21 protein-coding genes are annotated in these 25,364 nt (G+C 72.7%); 14 read left to right on the top strand and 7 right to left on the bottom strand.

Annotated elements, in window-relative coordinates; genetic code table 11:
• Positions 1–72: 72 nt before the first annotated feature.
• Positions 73–1,878 (bottom strand): 3-hydroxyacyl-CoA dehydrogenase family protein, encoded by a 1,806-nt coding sequence (locus ACWDGI_RS35435; RefSeq protein WP_450766197.1) that lies wholly within the window; start codon positions 1,876–1,878, stop codon positions 73–75.
• 391 nt (positions 1,879–2,269) lie between these two features.
• On the opposite strand from ACWDGI_RS35435, the gene ACWDGI_RS35430 reads away from it, so the two are divergent.
• On the top strand, positions 2,270–2,845 hold the full coding sequence (locus ACWDGI_RS35430) for an adenylosuccinate lyase (RefSeq protein WP_450766195.1): 576 nt from the start codon (positions 2,270–2,272) through the stop codon (positions 2,843–2,845).
• Here ACWDGI_RS35430 and ACWDGI_RS35425 read toward each other — a convergent pair.
• From ACWDGI_RS35425 to ACWDGI_RS35410, 4 genes are all read right to left on the bottom strand, one after another.
• The gene (locus ACWDGI_RS35425) at positions 2,832–3,365 is read right to left on the bottom strand and encodes an N-acetyltransferase family protein (RefSeq protein WP_450766193.1); all 534 of its coding nucleotides are present in this window, start codon (positions 3,363–3,365) and stop codon (positions 2,832–2,834) included. The two genes, ACWDGI_RS35430 and ACWDGI_RS35425, sit on opposite strands and share 14 nt — an antisense overlap.
• 46 nt (positions 3,366–3,411) lie before the next feature.
• Positions 3,412–3,810 (bottom strand): RidA family protein, encoded by a 399-nt coding sequence (locus tag ACWDGI_RS35420; protein ID WP_450766191.1) that lies wholly within the window; start codon positions 3,808–3,810, stop codon positions 3,412–3,414.
• A 56-nt stretch (positions 3,811–3,866) separates the two neighbouring features.
• Positions 3,867–5,435, bottom strand: coding sequence for an alpha/beta hydrolase (locus ACWDGI_RS35415; protein WP_450766189.1), 1,569 nt, complete (start codon positions 5,433–5,435; stop codon positions 3,867–3,869).
• A gap of 167 nt (positions 5,436–5,602) precedes the next feature.
• Positions 5,603–6,643: an Rv2578c family radical SAM protein gene (locus ACWDGI_RS35410; RefSeq protein WP_450766187.1), complete on the bottom strand. Its 1,041-nt coding sequence runs from the start codon at positions 6,641–6,643 to the stop codon at positions 5,603–5,605.
• A 180-nt stretch (positions 6,644–6,823) separates the two neighbouring features.
• Here ACWDGI_RS35410 and ACWDGI_RS35405 point away from each other — a divergent pair, with 180 nt between their 5' ends.
• The 10 genes from ACWDGI_RS35405 to ACWDGI_RS35360 all read left to right on the top strand — a co-directional run bounded on the left by ACWDGI_RS35405 (position 6,824) and on the right by ACWDGI_RS35360 (position 21,150).
• Positions 6,824–7,267, top strand: a complete 444-nt coding sequence (locus ACWDGI_RS35405; protein WP_450766185.1) for an SRPBCC family protein — start codon at positions 6,824–6,826, stop codon at positions 7,265–7,267.
• Positions 7,268–7,448: 181 nt separating this feature from the next.
• Entirely contained in the window at positions 7,449–9,836 is a 2,388-nt protein-coding gene (locus tag ACWDGI_RS35400) for an MFS transporter (RefSeq protein WP_450766183.1), read from the top strand.
• 174 nt (positions 9,837–10,010) lie between these two features.
• Positions 10,011–12,476 (top strand): ATP-binding SpoIIE family protein phosphatase, encoded by a 2,466-nt coding sequence (locus ACWDGI_RS35395; protein WP_450766181.1) that lies wholly within the window; start codon positions 10,011–10,013, stop codon positions 12,474–12,476.
• A 134-nt stretch (positions 12,477–12,610) separates the two neighbouring features.
• On the top strand, positions 12,611–13,336 hold the full coding sequence (locus tag ACWDGI_RS35390) for a class I SAM-dependent methyltransferase (RefSeq protein WP_450766179.1): 726 nt from the start codon (positions 12,611–12,613) through the stop codon (positions 13,334–13,336).
• Positions 13,337–13,476: 140 nt separating this feature from the next.
• The gene (locus tag ACWDGI_RS35385) at positions 13,477–14,310 is read left to right on the top strand and encodes a M55 family metallopeptidase (protein ID WP_450766177.1); all 834 of its coding nucleotides are present in this window, start codon (positions 13,477–13,479) and stop codon (positions 14,308–14,310) included.
• The gene (locus ACWDGI_RS35380; RefSeq protein WP_450766175.1) at positions 14,303–15,607 is read left to right on the top strand and encodes a M20/M25/M40 family metallo-hydrolase; all 1,305 of its coding nucleotides are present in this window, start codon (positions 14,303–14,305) and stop codon (positions 15,605–15,607) included. The genes ACWDGI_RS35385 and ACWDGI_RS35380 overlap by 8 nt, the downstream gene beginning before the upstream one ends.
• An 8-nt stretch (positions 15,608–15,615) precedes the next feature.
• Positions 15,616–17,550 (top strand): prolyl oligopeptidase family serine peptidase, encoded by a 1,935-nt coding sequence (locus ACWDGI_RS35375; protein ID WP_450766173.1) that lies wholly within the window; start codon positions 15,616–15,618, stop codon positions 17,548–17,550.
• Positions 17,547–18,470, top strand: a complete 924-nt coding sequence (locus ACWDGI_RS35370; protein ID WP_450766171.1) for a S66 peptidase family protein — start codon at positions 17,547–17,549, stop codon at positions 18,468–18,470. Before ACWDGI_RS35375 ends, ACWDGI_RS35370 begins: the two co-directional genes overlap by 4 nt.
• Positions 18,471–18,534: 64 nt before the next feature.
• Positions 18,535–19,089 carry a GNAT family N-acetyltransferase gene (locus ACWDGI_RS35365; RefSeq protein WP_450766169.1) on the top strand — a complete coding sequence of 185 codons (555 nt, stop codon included), beginning with the start codon at positions 18,535–18,537 and terminating at the stop codon, positions 19,087–19,089.
• Between the two features lie 102 nt (positions 19,090–19,191).
• Positions 19,192–21,150, top strand: a complete 1,959-nt coding sequence (locus ACWDGI_RS35360) for a DUF5107 domain-containing protein (RefSeq protein ID WP_450766167.1) — start codon at positions 19,192–19,194, stop codon at positions 21,148–21,150.
• On the opposite strand, the gene ACWDGI_RS35355 is transcribed toward ACWDGI_RS35360, so the two are convergent.
• Positions 21,151–21,501, bottom strand: coding sequence for a VOC family protein (locus ACWDGI_RS35355; RefSeq protein ID WP_450766165.1), 351 nt, complete (start codon positions 21,499–21,501; stop codon positions 21,151–21,153).
• A gap of 87 nt (positions 21,502–21,588) precedes the next feature.
• Here ACWDGI_RS35355 and ACWDGI_RS35350 point away from each other — a divergent pair, with 87 nt between their 5' ends.
• The 3 genes from ACWDGI_RS35350 (at position 21,589) to ACWDGI_RS35340 (ending at position 25,125) form a co-directional block, all read left to right on the top strand.
• Positions 21,589–22,050, top strand: a complete 462-nt coding sequence (locus tag ACWDGI_RS35350; protein ID WP_450766163.1) for a phage holin family protein — start codon at positions 21,589–21,591, stop codon at positions 22,048–22,050.
• A 416-nt stretch (positions 22,051–22,466) separates the two neighbouring features.
• A complete protein-coding gene (locus ACWDGI_RS35345; protein ID WP_450766162.1) occupies positions 22,467–24,314 on the top strand; it encodes a transketolase in 1,848 nt (615 codons plus the stop codon).
• Between the two features lie 64 nt (positions 24,315–24,378).
• Entirely contained in the window at positions 24,379–25,125 is a 747-nt protein-coding gene (locus ACWDGI_RS35340) for a GvpL/GvpF family gas vesicle protein (protein ID WP_450766160.1), read from the top strand.
• A gap of 64 nt (positions 25,126–25,189) precedes the next feature.
• On the opposite strand, the gene ACWDGI_RS35335 is transcribed toward ACWDGI_RS35340, so the two are convergent.
• Positions 25,190–25,360, bottom strand: a complete 171-nt coding sequence (locus tag ACWDGI_RS35335; protein WP_360474850.1) for a hydrophobic protein — start codon at positions 25,358–25,360, stop codon at positions 25,190–25,192.
• Positions 25,361–25,364 lie beyond the last annotated feature (4 nt).

The following is a 25,364-nucleotide window of genomic DNA, read 5'->3' as shown; positions in this document are numbered from 1 at the left end:
GGCGGCGGACCGCTGCCCGGGTCGAGCAGCCCGCCCCAGTCCCGCTCGTCCCGGTACCAGTCGCCGAGGCCCTCAGCGGCGGGCATATTCGCGGAAGCCACGGCCGGTCTTGCGGCCGAGGCAGCCCGCGGCCACCAGGTGCTCCAGGAGCGGCGCGGGCGCCAGCCCCGGATCGCGGAACTCCCGGTGCAGGACCTTTTCGATCGCGAGCGACACGTCGAGGCCGACCACGTCCAGCAGCTCGAACGGGCCCATCGGGTAGCCGCCGCCGAGCTTCATCGCCGCGTCGATGTCGTCGAGCGAGGCGTAGTGCTCCTCGACCATCTTGATCGCGTTGTTGAGGTACGGGAACAGCAGCGCGTTCACGATGAACCCGGCCCGGTCACCGCAGTCGACGGCGTGCTTCCTGATGTTCGCGCAGACCTCGCGGACGGTCGCGTGGACGTCCTCGCCGGTCAGCACGGTACGGACGACCTCGACCAGCTTCATGGCCGGCGCCGGGTTGAAGAAGTGCATGCCGATCACGTCCTGCGGACGCGAGGTGGCCCGGGCGCAGGCCACGACCGGCAGCGAGGAGGTCGTGGTGGCCAGGACCGCGCCGGGCTTGCAGACCTTGTCCAGAGTGGCGAACAGCTGCCGCTTGACCTCCAGGTCCTCGGCGACCGCCTCGACGGCCAGGTCGACGTCGGCGAAGGCGTCGTAGGAACCCGCGGCGCTGATCAGGTCCAGGGTCTGGGCGGCGGCCTCGGCGGTCATCCGCCCCTTGCCGACCGAGCGGTCCAGGGACTTGCCGATGCGGGCCTTGGCGGCCTGTGCCTTCTCCTCGCTGCGGGCGGCCAGCACGACCTGGTAGCCGGCCTTGGCGAAGACCTCGGCGATCCCGGAGGCCATGGTGCCGGAGCCGGCCACCCCGACCGAGCGGACCGGGCGGCCCTGGGTGAGGGCGGCGCCGTCCAGCGGGGTCAGCGCGTCCCGGACGACCGTGGCGCTGCCGGGGGCCTCGTAGGTGTAGAAGCCGCGCCCGGACTTGCGGCCGGTCAGGCCCGCCTCGCTGAGCTGCTTGAGCACGGGGGCCGGGGCGTGCAGCCGGTCGCGGGACTCGGCGTACATGGCCTCGAGGACCGTCCGCGCGGTGTCGATGCCGATCAGGTCGAGCAGGGCGAGCGGGCCCATCGGCAGGCCGCAGCCGAGCCGCATGGCCGCGTCGATGTCCTCCCGGGAGGCATACTTGGCCTCGTACATCGAGGCGGCCTGGTTGAGGTAACCGAACAGCAGCCCGTCCGCGACGAACCCGGGGCGGTCGCCGACCGCGACCGGTTCCTTGCCCAGTTCCAGTGCGAGGTCGGTGACCGCGGCGACCGCGCTCGGGGCGGTGAGCACCGAGGAGACGACCTCGACCAGCTTCATCGCCGGGGCCGGGTTGAAGAAGTGCAGGCCGAGGACGCGCTCGGGACGTGCCGAGTCGGCGGCCAGCCGGGTCACGGAGAGCGCGTTGGTACCGGTGGCCAGGATGGTCTCGGGACGGACGATGCCGTCCAGCTCGCGGAAGATCTGGTGCTTGATCTCGTACGACTCCGGGACCACCTCGATGACGAGGTCGGCGTCGGCCGCGGCCGTCAGGTCGGTGCCGGTGCGGACCCGGGCGAGGACGTCGGTGCGTTCCTGCTCGGTCAGCCTGCCGCGGGCCACGGCACGGGCCGTGGAGGCTTCCAGGGCGGCGAGGGAGCCGGCGGCCTGGGCCTCGCTGATGTCGATGCCGATCACCTCGCGGCCGGCCCTTGCGAGGACCTCGGTGATACCGGTGCCCATGGTGCCGAGGCCGACCACGGCGACGGTCCTGAGCGGGGACAGGGAGGGGTCGGACTGGGGAGTGGCCATCGCGGGACTCCAGGAATGAGGGTGACGACTGGAAACGCCCCCCGGTGCGCCGAAGGGGCGCACCGGGTGCGTGGAGAGCTGCAAGGGAGCTGCGTGAATGCGGGTGTTGCCGGGCTGCTGGCGCACACGCCCGGTGCCGTCGCCGCAGGCGTGCACACGCCTGGGAGCGGCTGATCCCGACCGGCCCTGTCCCGGAGCCGAGTCGTGCGTACGGTACGAGGTACCGAACCGACCTGATGCTCACGACGGCTGCGTCACCAAACCGGAATGAGCGTTAGTGCGAGTGGGTGACTCGCTCGATTGAGCTTAACCGGCGGGTAACGAGCGCGCCAGCCCCCCGACTTTGTGATGTACGTCCCTCCGCTCCCGCAACCCCTCTACGCTGGGCTTCGTGGACGAAGAGTTGCGATCGCTCACGGAGCGTCTGCGCCAGGAGTCGCAGGGAACGGTCGCCTACGACCGGCTGCTGGCGACCGAGGACCCCGACGAGCTGGCGGAGGTGCTCATCGCCGCCGGACAGCCCCTGTGGGCCAGGGAGTTGGCGGCGTACCGCCTGGGGACGGCCGGCGACCGGCGCGCCTTCGAGACCCTGGTCCTCCTCCTGAACCACCGCGATCCACCGCGGTGCGCCTCCGCCGCGCACGCCCTCGCCCGCCTGCGGGACCCGCGCACCGCCCGCGCCGCCGCCGCTCTCGCCACCAACGAACTCCGGGTCGCCTACGCCCTGCACCCGGTCCGTCTCCTGGTCGTGCTCCGCGCCCCGGAGTCCGTGCCGGCCCTCATCACCACCCTGGAGCGCCGGCTGCGCCCGCACGACCCCTACCGCAAGGTCGCCCTCGCCTGTGTGGAGGGCCTGGGCACCCTGGGCGACACCCGTGCCCGCCGCGTCCTGAGCGAGGCGCTGGCCCACCCCACCCTCGCCGAGGCCGCGGTCCAGGCCCTGTCCCACATCCCTAGGCCACGGTGAGGCCGCCGTTTTTGACGTACCGCACCTCGGGCACGGGCACCCCGTCGACCTCGTACGGCTCCTCGGCGCCGTCGGGCCGGAAGCCCGCCGTCTCGTAGAACCGCCGGGCCCGCGCGTTCCCCTTCAGCACCCACAGGTACACGCGCCTGTACCGGGCGCACTGCTCGAGCACCGTCTCCAGCAGCCGCCGACCGGCCCCGGTGCCGACATGGGCCGGGTCGAGGTAGATCGCGTACAACTCGGCGTCCCCGGTGCGTACTTCGCCGTCCCGGTACGGCCCGTGCGCGGCCCAGCCGACGATCTCGCCGCCCTGCTCGGCGACCAGGTCCGTCACTCCGTCCTCGCCGTCCCGGAACCGGGCCCGCCGCCGCTCGGCGTCCCGCTCGACACTGAGTCCGTCCAGGAAGGGCTGCGGCATGAGCCCCCGGTAGGCGTACTGCCAGCCCCGGACGCGTATCTCCGAGACCCGGTCACAGTCGTCGAGGGCCATCGGTCGGATGCGGAGGGAGTCGTCGGTCATGACGGCACCCTAGGAAGCGAACGGGTCCGGCCGCCCGGTGTTCCGCTCAGTCCGCCACGACCGCGAAGGCCTCGATCTCCATCAGGAACCGGGGCGCGACGAGTGCGGCCACCTGGATCGCGGACGACGCCGGGAGGCGGTCGTCGGGTATGTGTGCGGCGCGCGCCTCGCGGACGGCCGGCATGTGTGCCATGTCCGTGACGAAGTAGGTGAGCTTGACGACGTCGTCGAAGCCGGCGCCGGCCGCCGCCAGGCAGCGGCTCAGGTTCTCGAAGACCTGGCGGGCCTGGGCGGCCGGGTCGCCCTCGCCGACGAGCTTGCCGTGCTCGTCCAGCGGCAGCTGGCCGGAGACGGCGACGAACCGGCCGGTGGCCGCCACCACATGGCTGTACTGGGCGGCCGGGGCGACGCCGTCGGGGGCGGTGATGCGGGTCGGGTCAGTCATGCGTCCATGGTGGACCATGGGTCTGACAACGCCCCCGACGGTTGGTCAGGACCGGTTCAGCCGCGGAACCCCAGCAGCCCGTGCAGGGTCGAGCCGCGCGACGACGTGGACGCCGCCTTCGTGCTCAGGGGCTTCGGGTCCGGGGTCTTCCGGCAGACCGCGTCGGCGGTGCCGTCGCCGTGCGGGACCCTGCCGTCGGCCAGGTAGGCGGCGAGGTAGTCGTCCAGGCAGCTGTTGCCGCTCAGCGTGATGCCGTGGTTGCCGCCGCCCTGTTCGACGACCAGGCTGGAGCCGGCCAGCAGCCGGTGGGCCGTGACACCGCCCTGGTAGGGCGTGGCCGCGTCGTCCGTGGCCTGGAAGAGAAGGGTCGGCGGGAGCTTGCCGTTGGCGATGGTCGGCGGCTTCAGCGCGGACGTCGGCCAGGAGGTGCACGCCGCGTTGTACCAGGCGTTGTTCCAGACCATGAACGGTGCCTTCTCGTAGGCCGCCCAGTTGTCCTTGCGCCACTGGTTCCAGTCCCGCGGCCAGGAGGCGTCCCGGCACTGGACGGCCGCGTAGACGCTGTAGCCGTTCTCGCCCGAGGCGTCGACGGCCGCGAAGTTCTGGTACGCCTCGACCAGCGCCGCCGTCTTCTTGCCGTTGACGTAGGCGGAGAACGCCTCCGCCAGGTAGGGCCAGTAGCCGTTGTAGTAGCCGCCCGGGATGAAGGTGTCCTCCAGTTCGGCGGCGCCCACCTTGCCGCCCGCCGGCTTCTTCGCCAGCGCCGCCCGCATGGTGTACCACCTGGCCTCGACCTGCTTCGGGTCGGTGCCGAGCTTGTAGGTGGAGTCGTACTTCGCGATCCACGCCATCAGGGCGCGGTGGCGGTCGTCGAACGCGTAGTCCTGGCCGAGGTTGTCGTCGTACCAGACACCTGTCGGGTCCACGATCGAGTCCAGGACCAGGCGGTGGATCCGCTCCGGGTGCAGCTTCGCGTAGACGGCGCCCAGGTACGTGCCGTACGAGTAGCCGAAGTAGCTGATCCGGCCGGCTCCGAGGGCCTGGCGGATGGAGTCCATGTCCTGTGCCGCGCTGACCGTGTCGAGGTACGGCAGCAGGCTCGCGTACTTCTTGCCGCAGGCCGCCGCGAACGACTGCACGCGCTTGAGGTTCGCCTCTTCCAGGGCGGGCGTGGCCGGCACCGAGTCGGGGCGCACCGGGTCGAAGTAGCCCGGCGCGCAGTCGATCGCCGGGCTGCTCCGGCCCACGCCACGCGGGTCGAAGCCGATGACGTCGTACTGGGCCGCCACCTTCTTCGGCAGCGTGGAGGCGACGAAGCCGGCGAGGCTCAGCCCGCTGCCGCCGGGGCCACCGGGGTTGACCAGCAGCGGGCCCTGGTAGGTGGACGCGGTGTGCGGGACGCGGGAGAGGGCGAGCGTGATCTGCTTCCCGCCCGGGTTCCGGTGGTCGAGGGGCGCCTTGACGGTGCCGCACTGCAGCGTCGGATAGTCGGTGGTGCCGCACTTCTTCCAGGCCACCGAGGGTGCCTGGACGGCGGCTCGGGCGGTGGCGCTCGCGGGCAGGGCGGTGAACGACCCGGCCACGACGGCGGCGGCGGCGCACAGCACGGCTGCGCGTGTTCGCATGGGGTCCTCCCAGGACGGAGGTGACGCGGACCGCACGTGTCACGGTCCTCGCCGCATCGTCCCGGGAACAGCACCCGGAAGAACCTGTTCTGACGATTATTGACCCAATTGGGCCGAGGGTTGCGCTCGAACGCTCCCAGCTGTGAACGCCTCGGTCGCGAACGCTCTCAGAGCAGCGTGAGTTGCGTCGGCTCCGGCAGCGCGGGCTCCTCCTCCGCCGTCGGTCCCGGCATCCGGCGGGGGGTGCCGGCGCGGTTCGGCCCGATGCCGTACTCCTCGGCCAGCTCGTGCACCTGACGGGTGATCCGGCGCTGGTACCACTTGGGCGCGTAGGCGCCCTCCGCGTACAGCCGCTCGTAGCGCCGGACGAGGTGCGGATGGCGGGCCGCGAGCCAGCTCATGAACCACTCGCGGGCGCCGGGGCGCAGATGCAGCACCAGGGGCGTCACGGAGGTGGCCCCGGCGGCCGCGATCGCCCGCACGGTGGCCCGCAGTTGGGCCGGGTGGTCGCCCAGGAAGGGGATCACGGGCGCCATCAGGACCCCGCACCCGATGCCGGCCTCGGTGAGGGCCCGCACCACGTCCAGGCGGCGCTCGGGCGCCGGGGTGCCCGGCTCCACGGTGCGCCACAGCTCGGGGTCGACGAAGCCGACCGAGACCGAGATGCCGACGTCCGTGACGTCGGCCGCGCGCCGCAGCAGGTCGAGGTCGCGCAGGATCAGCGTGCCCTTGGTGAGGATCGAGAAGGGGTTCGCGTGGTCGGCCAGGGCCGAGATGATCCCCGGCATCAGCCGGTAGCGGCCCTCCGCGCGCTGGTAGCAGTCGACGTTGGTGCCCATCGCGATGTGGTCGCCCAGCCAGCGCCGTGAGCCCAGCTGGCGGCGGAGCAGATCGGGGGCGTTCACCTTGACCACGATCTGGGTGTCGAAGCCGATCCCGGTGTCGAGGTCCAGATAGCTGTGCGTCTTGCGCGCGAAACAGTAGACGCACGCGTGCGTGCAGCCCCGGTACGGGTTCACCGTCCACTCGAACGGCATCCGTGAGGCGCCCGGCACCCGGTTGATGATCGACCGTGCCCGCACCTCGTGGAACGTGATTCCCCGGAACTCAGGCGTGTCGAACGTGCGGGTCGTGACCGCGTCCGCGCCGAACAGCGCGGTGTCGGCCCGGCCGTGTTCGGCCTCCTCGGTGAGGTTCTCCCAGCGCATGACGCCTCCTCGGTAGCACTGCCCCCAGAATAGAACATCTGTTCCCATGATCGTGCGAACGATCCGTGGAGACCGCGCGCACACCGTTTCCGACCGCTTCCGGCACCCCGATTTGGGCGGCCGGGCGCCGGGGTGGTTGGCTTGCCCAAACCCCGAGAACTCAGGTGCTGGAGGAAGTCAATGGCGCAGGTCGAGGCCACTACGGAGCGGGTCGTCGCGGCGGACGCGGAGACGGTGTTCGACGCGCTCGCCGACTACAGCGGCACGCGCGCGAAGCTGCTGCCCCAGCACTTCAGCGAGTACGAGGTGCGCGAGGGCGGCGACGGCGAGGGCACCCTGGTCCACTGGAAGCTCCAGGCCACCAGCAAGCGCGTCCGCGACTGCCTCCTGGAGGTCAGCGAGCCCACCGACGGCGAGCTGGTCGAGAAGGACCGCAACTCCTCCATGGTCACCACCTGGCGCGTCACCCCGGCCGGCGAGGGCAGCTCCAGGGTCGTGGTGCACACCACCTGGCAGGGTGCCGGCGGTATCGGCGGCTTCTTCGAGAAGACCTTCGCCCCCAAGGGCCTCGGCCGGATCTACGACGAGGTGCTCGACAGGCTCGCCGCCGAGGTCGCGAAGTAGCCCCGATCCCACGGCGGTAGGCAACCGCCGGATGGACAGGGGGCGTTGAACCCCCTCACCGGTTCGAGTGGATCTCCGGCCCGACCGGTCTCGTGCCGTAACTCGTCGTGCTTGCCCACAGTTGTCGCCCTACGGGACATAAGGCGGGAACTGTGCGCAGGCGCGACGAGGGGAGCGGTACGTGGGGACGACTCTGGTGCAGTACGAGGAGCCGGCCGCGGCGCCTGCCGACGCCCCCGTACCCGAACCCGCGCCGGCCTCCGGACTCGGGCCGCGCCGCACCCGGTTGGTGTTCTGCGGGCTGATGCTCGCCCTGCTGCTGGCCGCCCTGGACCAGATGATCGTCGCCACCGCGCTCCCGAGGATCGTCGGCGAGCTGCACGGCCTGGACCGGATGTCCTGGGCGATCACCGCCTACCTGCTCACCTCCACCATCGGCCTCCCGGTCTACGGCAAGCTCGGCGACCTCATCGGCCGCAAGAGCGTCTTCCAGTTCGCGATCCTGGTCTTCGTCGTCGGCTCCGCGCTGGCCGGACGGGCGCAGAGCATGGACCAGCTGATCGCCTACCGCGCGGTGCAGGGCGTCGGCGCCGGCGGGCTGATGATCGGTGTCCAGGCGATCATCGCCGACATCGTGCCGCCCCGGCAGCGCGGCCGCTTCATGGGTCTGATCGGCGCCGCCTTCGGCCTCGCCTCCGTCGCCGGACCGCTGCTCGGCGGCTACTTCACCGACCACCTCTCCTGGCGCTGGTGCTTCTACGTCAACGTGCCCTTCGGCCTGGTCACCCTGGCCGTCGTCACGGCCGTGCTGAAGCTGCCCAAGCCCCGGGCCCGTGCCCGATTCGACGTCCTGGGCACCCTGTTGCTGGCCGCCGCCTCCACCTGCCTCGTCCTGCTGACCAGTTGGGGTGGTACGGAGTACGAGTGGGGCTCGCGTGTCATCCTCGGGCTCGGCGCCGGTGCCGTGGTCGCCACCGTGCTGTTCCTGATCGCCGAGCACCACGCGGTCGAACCCCTCATCCCGCTGCGGCTGTTCCGGGACTCCGTCTTCAACGTGACCGGACTCGTCGGACTGGTCGTCGGCGTCGCGCTGTTCGGCGCCGCCAGCTACCTGCCGACCTTCCTGCAGATGGTCGACGGCGCCTCGGCCACCGAGTCCGGGCTGCTGATGCTGCCGATGATGGGCGGGATCGTCGGCGCCTCGATCGTCTCCGGGCAGCTCATCAGCCACACCGGGCACTACCGGATCTTCCCGGTGCTCGGTGGGGCGCTGTCCGTGGTGGGCATGTGGCTGCTCTCCCGGCTCGAAGTCGACACCCCGCGCTGGCAGTACAGCATCTGGATGGCCGTGCTCGGCGCCGGCATCGGCATGGTGATGCCGGTGCTCGTCCTCGCCGTGCAGAACTCCGTACGGCCCGCCGACCTCGGCACCGCCACCAGCGCCAACAACTACTTCCGGCAGATCGGCGGCAGCGTCGGCGCCGCCGTCTTCGGCACCCTCTTCGCCGACCGGCTCACCGACGCCCTGCACAAACGTCTCCCCGCCCACGCCGGCGCCCGGCTGCCCGACCCCGAGTCCCTCACCCCGCAGCTCGTCCACGCGCTGCCCCCGGCGCTGCGCGACGCCTACATCCGCGCCTACGCCGACGCGATGCCCAGGATCTTCCTCTACCTGGTCCCGATGCTCGTGCTCGGTCTGCTCATCGCCTGCTTCCTCAAGGAGAAACCGCTGGTGTCCCACCCCACCGCAGAAACCGAGTCCGTCCCCGTGAACACCCCGATCCCGCAGGCACGCTCGCCGTACACCGGTGCCGGGATCCCGGTCTGCGGCACGGTGCAGCACCCCGACGGGACCGTGGTGCCCCGCGCCGCACTGACCCTCATCGACGCCGTCGGCCGGCAGATCGGCCGGGGTGCCAGCGGCGACGACGGACGGTACGCCCTGTCCACGCCCGGCTCCGGTTCGTACGTCCTGATCGCCGCCGCCGGCGGCCACCAGCCGCAGGCGGTCACCGTGACCGTCGGCGAGCGGCCCGTCGAACTCGACGTCGTCCTCGGCGGCGCCGGACGCCTCGCGGGCACCGTCCGCACCGCCGACGGCACACCCGTCCGCGACGCCACCGTCACGCTCACCAACGTGCAGGGCGAGGTCGTCGCCAGCACCCGCAGCGGACGCGAGGGCGGCTATGTCATCACTGAGCTGGTGGCCGGCGAGTACACCCTCGCCGCCAGCGCCCCCGCCTTCCGCCCGGCCGCCCTCCCGGTCACCGTGCAGGCATCGCGGGAGACCCGGCAGGACGTCGAGCTGGCGGGCGGCGCCGTGCTGAAGGGCACCGTCCGGGCCGGCGGCGGTCGGCCCGTCGAGGACGCGCGCGTGACCCTCCTCGACGCCGCCGGGAACGTCGTGGACACCCTCACCACCGGCGCCGACGGAACGTTCCGGTTCGTCGACCTCTCCTCCGGCGAGTACACCGTCATCGCCGCCGGTTACCCGCCGGTCGCCACGGTACTCCAGGTCGCGGGCGGCGGCCGCACCGAACGCGATCTCCAACTGGGGCACGAGGACTGAGCGGACGGGGCGCGAGCGCCGGCCGGACGGGGCGCGAGGGCGCGGACCTGCGCGCCGGTGCGCTCCGGTGAAACCAATTCCAGAATTGCCACACATCGCGACCGACGGCCACCGTACGGTAGTGGCTGGCGGCACAGATCTTTCGCGGAGCCGTGGGGAGAGAGGGCCTGGGCCATGGACCATGGCAGCGAGCGGGACACACCTCCCGGCCTCGGTGCCGGGGAGGGCGCGGCAGGCCGTGTCCCGCTGGCCGTGGTCGTCGTCGGCCGCGACGGGCGGGTCTCCCACTGGAGCACCGGCGCGCGCCGGCTCTTCGGCGCCGCCAGGGAACAGGCGATCGGCCGCTTGGCCCTGGACCTGCTGCCGGTCTCCGGGGCGCTCCCCGAGGACGACGAGATCACCCCGTACGGCGCCTACGCGGCCTACGACGGACTCGGCCCCGACCTGGAGTCCTCGCTCGACGGACGGCTGAACTTCCCCGCCGCGGGCCGCGCCCGGCTCACCGTGCCGGAGCACGACCGCGTCGATGTGCTCTGGTGGGCGTATCCGCTGGTCGGTCCCGGCGAGGAGCGGCTGCTGGTGCTCGCGGCGGACGCCGAGCGGCTGCGCCGGTCCGAGCGCGCCGAGGACGTGGCCTTCGAGCGCATCGCGCCCGGATTCGCCCTGCACACCGACTTCCCCGGCGCCGAGGAACTCGCCCGCCGGCTCCCCGAGATCCTGCCCAGCATGAGCGTCGACGAGAGCGCCCGGATCGTCGCCCAGGTACTGGAACTCGGTTATCCGATCCTGGAGTTCAGCCAGAACGACCGGGTCCCCGTCACCCCGGACTGGGGCGTCGCCCGGCGCGTCGAGCGCAAGGCCCGCCGGGAGCGCGCCGCCCGGGTGGCCGCCCAGGGCCTGCCGGTACCCGCCGACCTCACCGACGACGAGGGCGAGGACCTGGAGTACGCGGCCGTCCGTGAGCGCCTCGAATTCCTCAACGAGGTCAGCGGGAAGATCGGCACCTCGCTCGACCTGTCCCGGACCATCGTCGAGGTCAGCCGGGCCGTCGTACCCCGCTTCACCGATGTCGCCGGCACCTATCTGCGCGAACAGGTCGTCGCCGGCGAGGGGTTCCCGGACGGCGTGCCCGACACCACCACCATGTGGCACCGGGTCGCCCTGGAGCACACCGACGAACCCGGCCGCTGGGACGACGTCGTCCCGGTCGGCGAGGCCATGCCGTTCCCCGCGCACACCCCGTTCTTCCAGTGCATGACCAGCGGCGAGCCGGTCCTGGTGCCGCGCATCAGCGTGGAGATGGGCCATGCCATCGCCTCGCAGTTCGAGAAGCGCGACATCCGGCCCCTGATCACCGGCCGCTCGATGCTGGTCGTCCCCCTCAAGGCCCGCAACGTCGTGCTCGGCTTCATGGTCCTGCTGCGCCACCCCGAGCGCGAGATGTTCGACGACATGGACCGGGTCACCGGCGCCGAACTCGCCGCCCGCGCGGGCCTCGTGCTCGACAACGCGCGCATGTACACCTTCCAGGAGAGCGTCGCCGAGACCCTCCAGGACAGCATGCTGCCGCACATACCGCCGCGCATGGCGGGCTGTGACATCGCCACCCGGTATCTGCCGGGCACCCTGCTCGGACGCATCGGCGGCGACTGGTTCGACTCCGTGAAGCTCCCCGGCGCCCGCACCGCCCTGGTCGTCGGCGACGTCATGGGCCACGGCCTCAACTCGGCAGCGATGATGGGCCAGTTGCGGACGGCCGTCCAGACCATGGCGGCCCTGGACCTGCCGCCCGCCCAACTCCTGCGCAACCTCGACGACCTGGCCCAGCGCCTCGGCGACGGCTACCTCGCCACCTGCCTCTACGCCGTCTACGACCCGATCGAGAGCGAACTCCACCTCGCCAACGCGGGCCACATACCGCCCGTGCTGGTCCGTGCCGTGGACGGCCGCAGCGAACTCCTCGACCTGCCCACCGGGGCGCCCATCGGCGTCGGCGGGGTCGCCTTCGAGTCGCTTCGGGTGCGTGTGGACCCCGGCGACCGGCTGGTGATGTGCACCGACGGACTCGTCGAGATGCGCGGAGAGGACATCGGTGTCGGCCTCGCCGCCCTCTGCGAGTCCGCCGCCCATCCGGCCGCCTCCATGGACGACGCCTGCGACACCATCATCCGTGCCCTCGCCGCGACGTTCTCCCAAGCGGGCCGCGGCGACCGCAAGGACGACGTCGCCCTGCTGATGGCCCGCCTCAACGGCATCGAGCCGGACGACGTCGCCGAATGGCGGCTCGCCCTCGACCCGGCCGAGGTCGGCCGGGCCCGCGCCGCCGTCCGCGAACAGCTCCACGACTGGGGCCTGGCCCGGCTCGCCGACCCCGCCGAACTGATGGTCAGCGAGATCGTCACCAACGCCGTCCGGCACTCCCACAGCCGTCCGGTCCAGCTCCGGCTGATCCGCGGCGAGACCCTGCTGTGCGAGGTCGATGACGACGACCACACCCTGCCGACCCTGCTCAGCGTGGAACCCGGCGCCGGCTCCGGGCGCGGACTGCGGGTGGTGAGCACACTGGCCCGGGAGTGGGGCACCAGCCGTACGACCGCCGGCAAGACCGTCTGGTTCGAGCTCACCTCACGGCGCCGCTGACCCCAGGGCGCACGTTCGTCGAAAGTGGGGTGAAGGAACGCGCCAGGCGCTTGTGGCCGAAACCGGCGCAGGGTAGACCGTACTGGCCCGTCACATACGGCGGCCTTCTGCGGTCACATCCTGGGGAGTTGGGCATGAGCGTGACGAGTAGATACCGGGACGCCTGGGAGGGCTTCTGGCGCGAGGCGTCCGAGGCGACAGGGGCGGTGTTCTGGGACGCCGAGCCGGGCGTGACCGCGTCGGTCCATGTCCCCCTCTTCGAGCCCCACCTCACCGACCCCGGCCTGCCGCTGGTCGACCTCGGCTGCGGCAACGGCACCCAGACCCGCTTCCTCGCCGGCCGCTTCCCACGGGTGCTGGGCACCGACATCGCCGAGGCCGCCCTGGAACACGCCCGGCACGCCGATCCGGCCGGACTGGCCCGCTACCGGCAGCTGGACGCGGTCGAGAAGACCGAGGCCGAGGCCCTGCACGCCGAACTCGGCGACGCCAACGTCTATATGCGGGGCGTGCTGCACCAGTGCGACCCCGACGACCGGCAGCCGTTGACCGACACCGTCGCCACCCTCGTCGGCGATCGCGGCCGGGCCTTCCTCGTCGAGCTCTCCCAGGCCGCCCGCCCCATCCTCGGCGGCCTCGCCCAAAGCCCGGCGGGCCCGCCGCCCAAGCTCGCCCCGGTCTTCCGGCACGGCATCGCCCCCGGCGAGGTCGCCGACGACGCGGTACCCGAGTACCTGCGCAACGCCGGCCTCACGGTCCTCGCGAGCGGCGAACTGCCGCTGACGACAACAGAGTTCACCCCGGACGGCGAGCGGATCGTGCTGCCGTCGAAGTGGCTGGTGGCGGGGCGCGCGAACTGACCTCCACGGACAGTGCCAGTCCGCCCCTCGGCGTGCCGTCGGCCGGGGGGCGGACGGCCGTGCCGGGCCGGTCGGGTGCGGGGGAGGACGACGGCTCGCTTCCTGGCCGGTGGCCGCCCGGACGCGTAACGTGGCGCACCATGAAGATCCTCATCAGCGCCGACATGGAGGGCGCCACCGGGGTGACCTGGCCCGGCGACGTACTGCCCGGCACACCGCAGTGGGAGCGGTGCCGGTCGATGTTCACCTCGGACGTCAACGCCGCCGTCCTCGGCTTCCTCGACGGCGGTGCCGACGAGGTCCTCGTCAACGAGGCCCACTGGAGCATGCGCAACCTGCTCCTGGAGCAGCTCGACGATCGCGCCGAGATGATCACCGGCCGCCACAAGACCCTCTCCATGGTCGAGGGCGTCCAGCACGGCGACGTCGACGGCATCGCCTTCGTCGGCTACCACACCGGCGCCGGCATGGAGGGCGTGCTCGCCCACACCTACCTCGCCAACTCCATCACCGGCGTCTGGCTCAACGACGTCCGTGCCAGCGAGGGCCTGCTCAACGCGCATGTCGTCGCCGAGTACGGAGTCCCGGTCGTCCTCGTCACCGGCGACGACCTCGCCTGCGAGGACGCTCTCGGCTACGCGCCGGAGGCCCTCAAGGTCGCCGTCAAGGACCACGTGTCGAGGTACGCGGCCAAGTGCCGCACGCCCGCCAGGACCGCCGCCGACATCCGCGCCGCCGCCAAGGAGGCGGCCGGGCTCGCGGTGCGCCGCGAACCCGTGACCGGCGGCCCGTTCACCGTCGCCCTGGAGTTCGACGCCGAGCACCTCGCCCTCTCCGCCACCGTCGTCCCCGGCGTGAAGCGGATCGGCGAGCGGAAGGTGGCGTACACCGAGGGGACCATGTACGACGGCATCCGCACCTTCAAGGCGGTCACCACGATCGTCTCGGCCGCGATGGAGGAGCAGTATGGCTGACGAACAGGCGCTGGACGAGGTGGTCCGGTTCACCTCCGAGCTGATCCGGATCGACACCAGCAACTTCGGCGGCGGCGACTGCCGGGAGCGGCCCGCCGCCGAGTACGCGGCCGAGCGGCTGGCGGGAGCGGGTCTGGAGCCGATCCTCCTGGAGCGGACCGAGGGCCGCACCAACGTCGTCGCCCGCATCGAGGGGACGAACGCGACGGCGGACGCGCTCCTGGTCCACGGGCACCTCGACGTGGTGCCCGCACAGCCCGCCGACTGGAGCGTCGACCCCTTCTCGGGGGAGATCCGCGACGGGGTCGTGTGGGGCCGGGGCGCCGTCGACATGAAGAACATGGACGCGATGATCCTGGCGGTGGCGCGGTCCTGGGCCCGCGAGGGGGTACGGCCGCGCCGGGACATCGTCGTCGCCTTCACCGCCGACGAGGAGGCCAGCGCCGAGGACGGCTCCGGGTTCCTCGCCGACCACCACCCCGAGCTGTTCGAGGGCTGCACCGAGGGCGTCAGCGAGTCGGGCGCCTTCACCTTCCACGACGGCACCGGACGGCAGCTCTACCCCATCGCCGCGGGCGAGCGGGGCACCGGCTGGCTGAAGCTCACCGCGCGCGGCCGCGCCGGACACGGCTCCAAGGTCAACAAGGAGAACGCGGTCACCCGGCTCGCCGCCGCCGTCACCCGGATCGGCGAGCACACCTGGCCGCTCCGGCTCACCCCGACCGTCACCGCCGCCCTCACCGAACTCGCCGCCGTCTACGGCATCGAGCCCGACCTCACCGAGGTCGACCTGCTGCTCGACAAGCTCGGCCCGGCCGCCAAACTGGTCGAGGCCACCGTCCGCAACAGCGCCAACCCGACCATGCTGAACGCCGGTTACAAGGTCAACGTCATCCCCGGCGAAGCCGTCGCCTTCGTCGACGGACGCCATCTGCACGGTACCGAGGACGAGTTCCGCGCCACGCTGGACCGGCTCACCGGACCCGATGTCGACTGGGAGTTCCACCACCGCGAGGTCGCCCTCCAGGCGCCGCTCGACTCACCGACGTACGCCCGGATGCGCGCCGCCGTCGAGGAGTTCGCGCCCGAGGGCCATGTGGTGCCGTACTGCATGTCGGGCGGCACCGACGCCAAGCAGTTCTCCCGGCTCGGCATCACCGGCTACGGTTTCACACCGCTCCGGCTGCCCGAGGGCTACGACTACCAGGCCATGTTCCACGGCGTCGACGAACGTGTCCCCGTGGAGGCCCTGCACTTCGGCGTCCGGGTCCTGGACCGCTTCCTGCGCACGGCATAGGAGACATCGTGGAGACGAAGCCGTACGGCTCCTGGCCCTCGCCCATCGACGCGGCCCTGGCCGCCGCGCACGACGGCAGCCCCGAGTGGGTGGGCTTCGTCGGCGACGAGACCTGGTGGACCGAACCCCGCCCGCGGGAGGGCGGGCGCCGGACCCTGGTGCGGGGCGGCACCCGGGAGTCCGTGCTGCCCGCGCCGTGGAACGTCCGCAGCCGGGTCATCGAGTACGGCGGACAGCCCTGGGCCGGTGCCGTGCCCGCGACCGGCGGCGAACCGCTGCTGGTCTTCGTCCACTTCGACGACCAGCGGCTGTACCGCTACGAGCCGGGTACCGAGCCGCGGCCGCTGACCCCGACCGGACTCCGCTGGGCCGAACCGCGGCTGCTGCTCGAACGGGGTGAGGTCTGGTGCGTCCTCGAGGAGTTCACCGGGGACGGGCCCGGCGATGTGCGGCGGGTGCTCGCCGCCGTACCCCTGGACGGCTCGGCCGCCGAGGACCGGGCCGCCGTACGCGAACTCACCGACGACCGGCACCGGTTCGTGACCGGTCCACGCCTGTCGCCCGACGGGCGGCAGGCCGCCTGGCTCGCCTGGGACCATCCGCGGATGCCGTGGGACGGCACGGAACTGCTGGTCGGCGAGGTCGGCGACGACGGTGTGCTGCACCGGGTCCGCACGGTCGCGGGCGGGCCCGAGGAGTCCGTCGCCCAGGTCGAATGGTCGACGGACGGCCGTCTCCTGTACGCGAGCGACCGCAGCGGCTGGTGGAACCTCTACCGCGACGGCACCCGGCTGTGCCCGCGCGAGGAGGAGTTCGCCGGGCCGCTCTGGAAGCTCGGCCAGCGCTGGTTCGCCCCGCTGGACAACGGGCTGATCGCCGTCGTCCACGGCCGGGGGGCGACCGCACTCGGGATACTCGACCCGGAATCCGGCGACCTCGTCGACGCCGCCGGCCCCTGGACCGAGTTCGCCCCCGCCCTCGCGGCGCACGGCACCCGAGTCGTCGCGGTCGGCGCCGGCCCGCGCACCGCGTACGAAGTGATCGAACTGGACACCGCGAGCGGCCGTGCCCGGGTCGTCGGCGCCGCCCACCGCGACCCGGTCGACCCCGCCTACTATCCGGAGCCGCGGGTCCGCACCTTCTCCGGCCCGGACGGCCGCGAGGTGCACGCCCACATCTACCCGCCCCACCACCCCGGCCACACCGCCCCCGACGGCGAGCTGCCGCCGTACGTCGTCTGGGCGCACGGCGGCCCCACCAGCCGGGCGCCCCTCGTCCTCGACCTGGCCATCGGCTACTTCACCTCCCGGGGCATCGGCGTCGCCGAGGTCAACTACGGCGGCTCCACCGGGTACGGGCGGGAGTACCGCAACCGGCTGCGCGAGCAGTGGGGCGTGGTCGACGTCGAGGACTGCGCGGCCGTCGCCCTCGCCCTCGCCGAGGAGGGCACCGCCGACCGCGCCCGGCTGGCGATCCGGGGCGGCAGCGCCGGCGGCTGGACCGCGGCTGCCTCGCTGACCAGCACCGACGTCTACGCCTGCGGCACCATCGCCTACCCCATCCTCGACCTCACCGGCTGGGGCACGGGGGAGACCCACGACTTCGAGTCCCGGTACCTGGAGTCGCTGATCGGGCCGCTGGCCGACGTCCCCGAGCGGTACGTCGAACGCTCGCCCAGTGAGCACGCCGACCGGCTCGCCGCGCCCTTCCTGCTGCTCCAGGGCCTGGACGACGTGATCTGCCCGCCCGTGCAGTGCGAACGTTTCCTCGCCAACCTCGACGGACGGCGCGTGCCGCACGCCTACCTCACCTTCGCGGGCGAGGGCCACGGATTCCGTCGCGCCGAGACCATGGTTCGCGCCCTGGAGGCCGAACTCGCCCTGTACGCCCAGGTGTTCGGGCTGAACGTGCCCGGCATCCCCGAGTTGGAGCTGGTGAAGTGAGAGAGCTGGTACGGCCGTCGAGGCTCGCCCCCGGTGCGCGGGTCGTCGTGGTGGCACCGAGCGGGCCGGTGATGGAGGAGCGGCTCCAGGCGGGCCTCGACATCCTGCGCGGCTGGGATCTCGACCCCGTGGTGGCACCCCATGTGCTCGCACAGGACGGGGAGCTGGGCTACCTCGCCGGCTCCGACGCCGACCGGGCCGCCGACCTCCAGCGGGCCTGGTGCGACCCGTCCGTGTCCGCCGTGCTCTGCGCGCGCGGCGGCTACGGCGCCCAGCGCCTGGTCGACCTGCTCGACTGGGAGGCGATGCGGGCCGCCGGGCCGAAGGTGTTCGTCGGCTTCAGCGACGGGACCGTGCTGCACGAGGCGTTCGCCACCCGGCTCGGGCTCGCCACCCTGTACGGGCCGGTGGCCGCGGGCGCCGACTTCGTCAAGAGCACCGAGGCGCAGCAGCATCTGCGGGCCACCCTGTTCGCCCCGGAGACGGTCCGCACGATCACCGGCCGGGGCCGCTCGCTGGTGCCCGGCCGGGCCCGGGGCGTCACGATCGGCGGCTGCCTGCGCCTGCTCGCGACCGGCATCGGCACCCCGCACACCCACTCGGGCGCGCGCGGCGGGCTGCTCCTGCTGGAGGACGTGGGCGAGCAGCCGTACAGCCTCGACCGGAGCATCACCCAGCTGCTGCGGTCCGGCCGGCTCGACGGCGTCGCCGGGATCCTGCTCGGGTCCTGGGACCGGTGCGGGCCGTACGAGGACGTGCGGGCGGTGCTGGCCGACCGGCTCGGCGGGCTCGGGGTACCGGTGGTGGAGGAGTTCGGCTTCGGGCACTGCGAGTCCGCCCTGACCATGCCGCTCGGCGTCGCGGCGGAGCTGGACGCCGACGCGGGCACGCTCACGCTGCTGGAACCGGCGCTGCGCTGAGTCGGAGCACGGTGCGGGGCCTGTTTCACGGAACGCCGCGGCCGGCTTTGCGTAGGGTGGCCGGATGCCGCACATCGCTTCCCGCTATCTCGCCGAGGGCCCTCGCGTGGGCATCCGCCACTTCACCTACGAGGACGGCGCCGAGTTCATCGCCCGGGCCCGGGAGAGCAAGGACCTCCACGAGCCCTGGCTGTTCCCGCCCACCACGGACGCGGCCTACGCCGGTTACGCGGGCCGGCTGATCGAGGACCGCAGCAAGGCCGGGTTCCTGGTCTGCGAGAAGGACAGCGCAGAGCGCGGTGGGGCGATCGCCGGGTTCATCAACATCAACAACATCGTCGAGGGCGGCTTCCAGTGCGGTGCCCTCGGCTACGGCGTGTTCGCGCACGCCGCCGGGCGCGGGCTGATGCGGGAGGCGATGGGGCTGGTCGTGGACCACGCCTTCGGGCCGATGCGGCTGCACCGGCTGGAGATCAACGCCCAGCCCGGCAACGCCGCCTCCATCGCGCTCGCGCGCGGTGCCGGGTTCCGCCTCGAGGGGTTCTCGCCGAACATGATCTACATCGACGGGGCCTGGCGGGACCACGAGCGGTGGGCCGTCACGGCCGAGATGCGCTGATCCAGGAGCAGGGCACGGACCGCTGGACAGGCTCCGGCGGTCCGGCCTTTGCGGAATCCTGACCGGCAGCTCCCCTGGTCAGCTCGTCCCGTGCCGGGTTCCATGGCGATCGTGACCAGGATCCGACGTGAGGTACTGACCCTGCCCGCGGCGGAGTTGGGCCCGGACAACCCGCTGCCCCCGCTCCGCCCGCTCGACGAGCTGCACCGCGTCGATGAGCGCGAACGGGACGAATTCCCGGCCGACATGGCCCGCCAGCTCGGCTACGAACCGCTCCGCAGCCTCCTCCCGGTGCGGATCCGCGACGGCTACGGCAGAACCCGCGAGCCGCGCGCCCTGGCCGCGCTCGTGATCGAGAACGACCGGCTGCGCGCCACCGTCCTGCCCGGCCTCGGCGGCCGCGTCGCCTCCCTCGTGCACCTGCCCACCGGTCGTGAACTCCTCTACCGAAACCCGGTGTTCCAGCCCGCCAACTTCGCCCTCAACGGGGCCTGGTACGCCGGTGGCATCGAATGGAACATCGGTGCCACCGGCCACACCACCCTGTCCTGCGCCCCGCTGCACGCGGCCCGTGTCCCCGCCCCCGACGGCGGGGAGATGCTCCGGCTGTGGGAGTGGGAACGGCTGCGCGACCTGCCCTTCCAGGTCGACCTGTGGCTGCCGGACGGCTCCGACTTCCTGTACGTCGGTGTCCGCGTCCGCAATCCGCACGAACGCCCGGTGCCGCTCTACTGGTGGTCCAACACCGCCGTGCCCGAGGACCGCCGGGTCGTGGTGGCGGCCGAGGAGGCCTGGGAGTTCGGGCCCGAACGCCGGCTGCGCCGGGTGCCTGTTCCGTCGTACGAGACCCGACACCCCTTCGCCACCGACTACTTCTACGACCTGCCGGACGGCCGGCGCCGCTGGATCGCCGCGCTGGACGCGGCCGGGCACGGACTGGTGCAGACCTCGACCGACGGGCTGCGCGGCCGGAAGCTGTTCGTGTGGGGCTCGGGCCCCGGCGGCCGGCGCTGGCAGGAATGGCTCGGCGGACCCGGCACCGGCGGCTACCGCGAGATCCAGGCCGGGCTGGCCCGCACCCAGCTGGAGCACGTCCGGCTGGAGGCGGAGAGCGAGGTCTCCTGGCTGGAGGCGTACGGACCGCTGTCCGCGTCGCCGGAGACGGAGACGGTGGGGGCGGCCGTGGGGGCGGCCGTGGCGGCGGCCGTGGCGGAGCGGCTGGAGGACGCCCTGCCGCGCACGGTGCTCGACGCCGCGTTCGCGGCCTGGCAGCCGTACGCCGACACCGCACCCGGCGAGATCCTCGCCACCGGTTCCGGCTGGGGTGCCCTGGAAGTCCTGCGCGCGGACTGGAAGCTGCCCGGCACCCCGTTCGCGGAGTCGACGCTCGGCGAGGAGCAGGCGCCCTGGCGGGACCTGCTGCACACCGGCCTGCTGCCCGAACCCCGCCGGGTACGGCCGCCGGGGCCCACCCTGGTCGCCCCGCACTGGCGGGACATGCTGGAGACGGCCCCAGCGACCCCGCACACCGAGTACCACCTGGGCGTCGCCCAGTGGCACGCCGGCGACCGGGCCCAGGCGGTCCGCAGCTGGGAGCGGGCCCTCCAGCTCGCCCCGTCCCTGTGGCCGCTGCTGCGCTGTCTCGCGGTCGCCGACCAGGAGCACGGGCACCACGAACGGGCCGCCGAGCGGTACGCCGACGCCTTCGACGACCTGTGCCGGGAACGCCGCGACGACGGCGAGGCCTGGACGGCGGCCGCTGCCGCGCTGGGCCGTGAGGCACTCGAGGCGCTGCTGCGGGTACGCCGGGCCGCGGACGCCCGCACCGTCTGGGAGGCGCTGCCCCCGGCCACCCGGGAGCGGGGCCGGTTCCGGCTCCTGGAGGCGGAGTTGCTGCTCGCCGAGGGGCGGCGGGCGGCGGCCCGGGCGGTGTTCGAGGACGGGTTCGAGGTCGCCGACCTGCGGGAAGGGGCCGATGCCGTCGGCCGGCTGTGGGCGCGGCTCGGTGACGAGCCGCTGCCCGGCCGGTACGACTTCCGGATGCGGCCGCGGAACCCCTGATCAGGCCGGTTGCTGATCGACGTACTCGAAGACCGAGCCGTCGGGGTGCATCGCGAGCAGGTTGCGGCCGGCGGGCGTGGGCACCGGGCCGGCGAGGATGCGGGCGCCGAGATCGTCCAGCAACCGGTGGGCCGCGTCGACGTCCTGGACCGCGATCGTCGCGGTCACCTTGCGCAGCACCTCCAGCTCCGCCTCCGGGCCGCTCATCAGAAGAAAGGAGCCGACCGCGGCGACCTGGACGCCCCCGCGTTCGAAACGGAGGGCTCTGCCGCCGGAGAGGCGTTCGTAGAACGGGATCGCGGTTTCGAGGTCGTCGACGCAGATGCGCAGGGAGGCGCCCAGAATCTCCATGCGACGAGCCTAGTTGGCGCCGGGCGCGAAGACGCCGCCTCCGGCGATCTCCTGTTACGGCTTTTCGCGTCCGGGTACCCGCCCCGCATGGAACACCTCGATCATCTCGAACATCTGGACAAGGACCTCGTCGACGAACTGGCCCAGGTCGCACGCGAGACCGTACGGGATGAGCTGCGCCAGCAGGGCCGCAAGCGGCGGCGGGCCGCTCTGCTGTACGGCGCCTCCGGTGCCGTCGCCCTGTACGCCGGGGCTGCGGTGGCGTCGGCCGTGGGCCTGGCGTTGGCGATGGTGCTGCCGGGGTGGGCCGCGGCGCTGGTCACCGCGGGGATCCTGGGCGCGGTCGCCTACCTGCTGAGGGAGGCCGGCCGCCCCAGTCGGCCGCACGCTCCCCGGCGGGTCATCGGCGGAACGGCGCCCGCGGGGCCGCCCAGCGGGCTGGGGCTGCCGTACCCGCCCATGCCGGGGCAGCCGCCGGTGCCGCCGATCACGCCGGTCGTACCGATCACACCCGACGCCGGCGAGGACGTGCCGCCTCGTCGCGCCTGACGTCGCCCGGAAGGCGACACCGCGCGGTGTGCGCAGGCCGCGCGCTGCCGCGCACCCTTGGCGGGGCGCTCTCGGCGGGCGGCGTTTGACGGGCCCGCCTACGGTTACGTGGGAAGCCTCGGAACCCAGACGCATTCCCGGAGGCGCACCGTGAGCCGTCGACCCCGGATCGTGACCGCCGGCACCGGGTCCGCCGGGGGCCGCGCGGGCCGTACCCCCCGCCCGGCCGGCCCGGAACCGTGCCGGCGGCACGCTGCCCCATCCCGCCGGCCGCCTGCCGTATCCGCGTCGGAGGCCCCCGGCGCGGTCCGGTCCCGCACGGCCCTGGCCGGCGCCGCCGGGCACGGTGGACACGGACGCCCCGGAGCCGCCGAACGCCCCGGAACCGCTACGGACACTCCCCGCGAAGGAGTCTCATGAACACCGCCGAACTCGTCGAACTCGCCCAGCAGTTGCGCGTGGACAGCGTGCGGGCGGCCGCCGCGGCCGAGTCCGGGCATCCGACCTCGTCGATGTCCGCCGCCGACCTGATGGCCGTCCTGCTCGCCCGGCATCTGCGCTACGACTTCGACCGGCCCGCCCACCCCGGAAACGACCGCCTCATCCTCTCCAAGGGCCACGCCTCGCCCCTGCTGTACGCCGCCTACAAGGCGGTCGGTGCCATCGACGACGCCGAACTGCTCACCTTCCGCAAGCTCGGCTCCCATCTGGAGGGGCACCCCACCCCGCGCCGGCTGCCCTGGGTCGAGACCGCCACCGGCTCGCTGGGCCAGGGACTGCCGGTCGGCGTCGGCATCGCGCTGTCCGGGAAGCGGCTGGAGCACGGCCCCTACCGGGTCTGGGTGCTGTGCGGGGACAGCGAGCTGGCCGAGGGCTCCGTGTGGGAGGCCGCCGAGCACGCCGGGTACGAGCATCTCGACAACCTCATAGCGATCGTCGACGTCAACCGGCTCGGCCAGCGCGGACCCACCCGGCACGGCCACGACCTGGACGCCTACGCCCGCCGCTTCCAGGCCTTCGGCTGGCACACCGTGCAGATCGACGGCCATGACGTGGACGCCGTCGACCGCGCCTGCGCCGAGGCCACGGCCACCGCGGGCCAGCCCACCGTGATCCTCGCCCGTACCCGCAAGGGCCGGGGCGTCGCCGCCGTCGAGGACCGCGAGGGCATGCACGGCAAGCCGCTGCCCGACGCCGAGGAGGCCATCGCCGAACTGGGCGGAATGCGGGACGTCCGCGTTCATGTGCAGGAACCTCCGGCGGCCCGGGCCCTGCACTCCGTACCCACCGGCGCGCTCGAACTCCCGCGCTACGACAAGGGGGACGAGATCCCCACCCGCGATGCCTTCGGCAAGGCGCTGGCCGCGCTCGGCACCGCCCGCGCCGACATCGTCGCCCTGGACGGCGAGGTCGGCGACTCCACCCGTACCGAGCTCTTCGCCAAGGAACACCCCGACCGCTACTTCGAGTTCTACATCGCGGAACAGCAACTCGTCGCGGGCGCCGTCGGGATGGCCACCCGAGGCTGGGTGCCGTACGCGGCGACCTTCGCCGCCTTCCTCACCCGGGCCCACGACTTCGTCCGCATGGCCGCGATCAGCGGCAGCGGGATCAACCTGGTCGGCTCGCACGCGGGCGTCGCGATCGGCCAGGACGGGCCCTCCCAGATGGGCCTGGAGGACCTGGCGATGTTCCGCTCGGTGTACGGCTCGACCGTGCTGTACCCCTGTGACGCCAACCAGACCGCCAAGCTCGTCGCGACCATGGCCGGGCTCGAGGGCATCCGCTATCTGCGCACCTCGCGCGGTGCGGCCCCGGTGATCTACGGACCGGACGAGGAGTTCCCGGTGGGCGGCAGCAAGGTGCTGCGCTCCTCCGACGCGGACCGGCTGACCGTGGTCGCCGCCGGGGTGACCCTGCACGAGGCGCTGAAGGCCGCCGACGCGCTCGCCGAGGACGGCATCCGGATCCGGGTCGTCGACCTGTACTCCGTCAAGCCCGTCGACCGGCAGACCCTGCGCCTGGCCGCCGAGGAGACCGGCTGTCTGCTCACCGTCGAGGACCACCACGAGGAGGGCGGGCTCGGCGACGCGGTCGCCGAGGCCTTCGCGGACGGCCGGCCGGTACCGCGCCTGGTACGGCTCGCCGTGCGGACCATGCCGGGCTCGGCCGCGCCCGACCAGCAGCTGCACGCGGCGGGCATCGACGCCGAGGCGATCGCGGCGGCCGGCCGGCTGCTGGTCGAGGAGGCGATCGTGCGATGACCGGCGACGACATGGTCGTGGCGCCGGCGGCCGCCCGGCGCGGACCTCGACGAGAGGAGGGGCCATGACCGGACAGGCCGGACTCCGGTACGTGTACGCCGTCTGCCGTCCCTTCGAGGCGGCCCTGCAGTCCCAGCTCACCGGCGTGGCCGGGGCGCCCCCCGGGCTGCTCAGGCACCACGGTCTGGTCGCCGTCGTCAGTACGGTCCCGGAGGGTGACTTCGCCGAGGCGCCCCTGCGGGACCATCTGGCGGACCGGGACTGGCTGGCCGCGACCGTCCGCGCCCATCAGGGCGTGGTCGACGCGCTCACCACGGTCACCACCCCGTTGCCGCTGCGGCCTGGCACGGTCTTCCGGGACGACAGCGGCGTACGGACCATGATGGAGGCCTGCGAGGCCGACTTCCGGTACGCCCTCGACCGGCTCGACGGCAGGGTCGAGTGGGGCGTCACGCTCTACGCCGGCCCCGACTGGCCCGAGACGGATCCGGCATCCGCCGGGAAATTCGCCCGCGCCCTGCACGAGCGGCTTTCCCGGCACGCCGAGGATTTCCGGCTGCACCCTCCGCAGAGCGCGGCGCCGGCCGGAGTCCCGGAGCGGAGTCTGCTCGACGCCGCCTATCTGGTGGCGCGAGTGAATTGCGAGGAATTCGTGGAACTGGTGGACCGTACGAAGGGCGAGGTGTCGGGAATACGCGTGGAACTCAGCGGACCCTGGGCGGCCTATTCGTTCTACTCGTTCACCGGAGACCTCGCCCTGCACGAGCGGGCCGGCTCCGGGACGGCGACGGGCAGCGGCCCGAGGTCCTGAATCCGGACCCCGGGCCACTGCCACCGCTGTTGCCGCGCGAGTGAAAAGGCCACCGGCGGTGGCCTCACCACCTGTACCAGCGACCCCTGCCGCCGGTGGCGTTCGTCCCTCGGACCAGGAATCCGAGAAGCCACAGAACCAGCACGACGAGCGCGATCCACCAGAGCAGTTTCACCGCGAATCCGGCACCGAAAAGTATCAGCACCAGAAGCAGTACCAACAGAATGGGAACCATAGTC

Source organism: Streptomyces sp. NPDC001220 (assembly GCF_053597895.1).
Note: the sequence above shows the minus strand (reverse complement) of the source record. Positions and strands in the feature narration are given on the sequence as shown.

Excerpts from the sequence above, each read along its gene's own strand:
- ACWDGI_RS35435 (WP_450766197.1), bottom strand. The coding sequence starts at position 1,878 with ATGGCCACTCCCCAGTCCGACCCCTCCCTGTCCCCGCTCAGGACCGTC.
- ACWDGI_RS35425 (WP_450766193.1), bottom strand. The coding sequence starts at position 3,365 with ATGACCGACGACTCCCTCCGCATCCGACCGATGGCCCTCGACGACTGT.
- ACWDGI_RS35420 (WP_450766191.1), bottom strand. The coding sequence starts at position 3,810 with ATGACTGACCCGACCCGCATCACCGCCCCCGACGGCGTCGCCCCGGCC.
- ACWDGI_RS35415 (WP_450766189.1), bottom strand. The coding sequence starts at position 5,435 with ATGCGAACACGCGCAGCCGTGCTGTGCGCCGCCGCCGCCGTCGTGGCC.
- ACWDGI_RS35410 (WP_450766187.1), bottom strand. The coding sequence starts at position 6,643 with ATGCGCTGGGAGAACCTCACCGAGGAGGCCGAACACGGCCGGGCCGAC.
- ACWDGI_RS35405 (WP_450766185.1), top strand. The coding sequence starts at position 6,824 with ATGGCGCAGGTCGAGGCCACTACGGAGCGGGTCGTCGCGGCGGACGCG.
- ACWDGI_RS35395 (WP_450766181.1), top strand. The coding sequence starts at position 10,011 with ATGGACCATGGCAGCGAGCGGGACACACCTCCCGGCCTCGGTGCCGGG.
- ACWDGI_RS35390 (WP_450766179.1), top strand. The coding sequence starts at position 12,611 with ATGAGCGTGACGAGTAGATACCGGGACGCCTGGGAGGGCTTCTGGCGC.
- ACWDGI_RS35385 (WP_450766177.1), top strand. The coding sequence starts at position 13,477 with ATGAAGATCCTCATCAGCGCCGACATGGAGGGCGCCACCGGGGTGACC.
- ACWDGI_RS35380 (WP_450766175.1), top strand. The coding sequence starts at position 14,303 with ATGGCTGACGAACAGGCGCTGGACGAGGTGGTCCGGTTCACCTCCGAG.
- ACWDGI_RS35365 (WP_450766169.1), top strand. The coding sequence starts at position 18,535 with ATGCCGCACATCGCTTCCCGCTATCTCGCCGAGGGCCCTCGCGTGGGC.
- ACWDGI_RS35360 (WP_450766167.1), top strand. The coding sequence starts at position 19,192 with ATGGCGATCGTGACCAGGATCCGACGTGAGGTACTGACCCTGCCCGCG.
- ACWDGI_RS35355 (WP_450766165.1), bottom strand. The coding sequence starts at position 21,501 with ATGGAGATTCTGGGCGCCTCCCTGCGCATCTGCGTCGACGACCTCGAA.
- ACWDGI_RS35350 (WP_450766163.1), top strand. The coding sequence starts at position 21,589 with ATGGAACACCTCGATCATCTCGAACATCTGGACAAGGACCTCGTCGAC.
- ACWDGI_RS35345 (WP_450766162.1), top strand. The coding sequence starts at position 22,467 with ATGAACACCGCCGAACTCGTCGAACTCGCCCAGCAGTTGCGCGTGGAC.
- ACWDGI_RS35340 (WP_450766160.1), top strand. The coding sequence starts at position 24,379 with ATGACCGGACAGGCCGGACTCCGGTACGTGTACGCCGTCTGCCGTCCC.
- ACWDGI_RS35335 (WP_360474850.1), bottom strand. The coding sequence starts at position 25,360 with ATGGTTCCCATTCTGTTGGTACTGCTTCTGGTGCTGATACTTTTCGGT.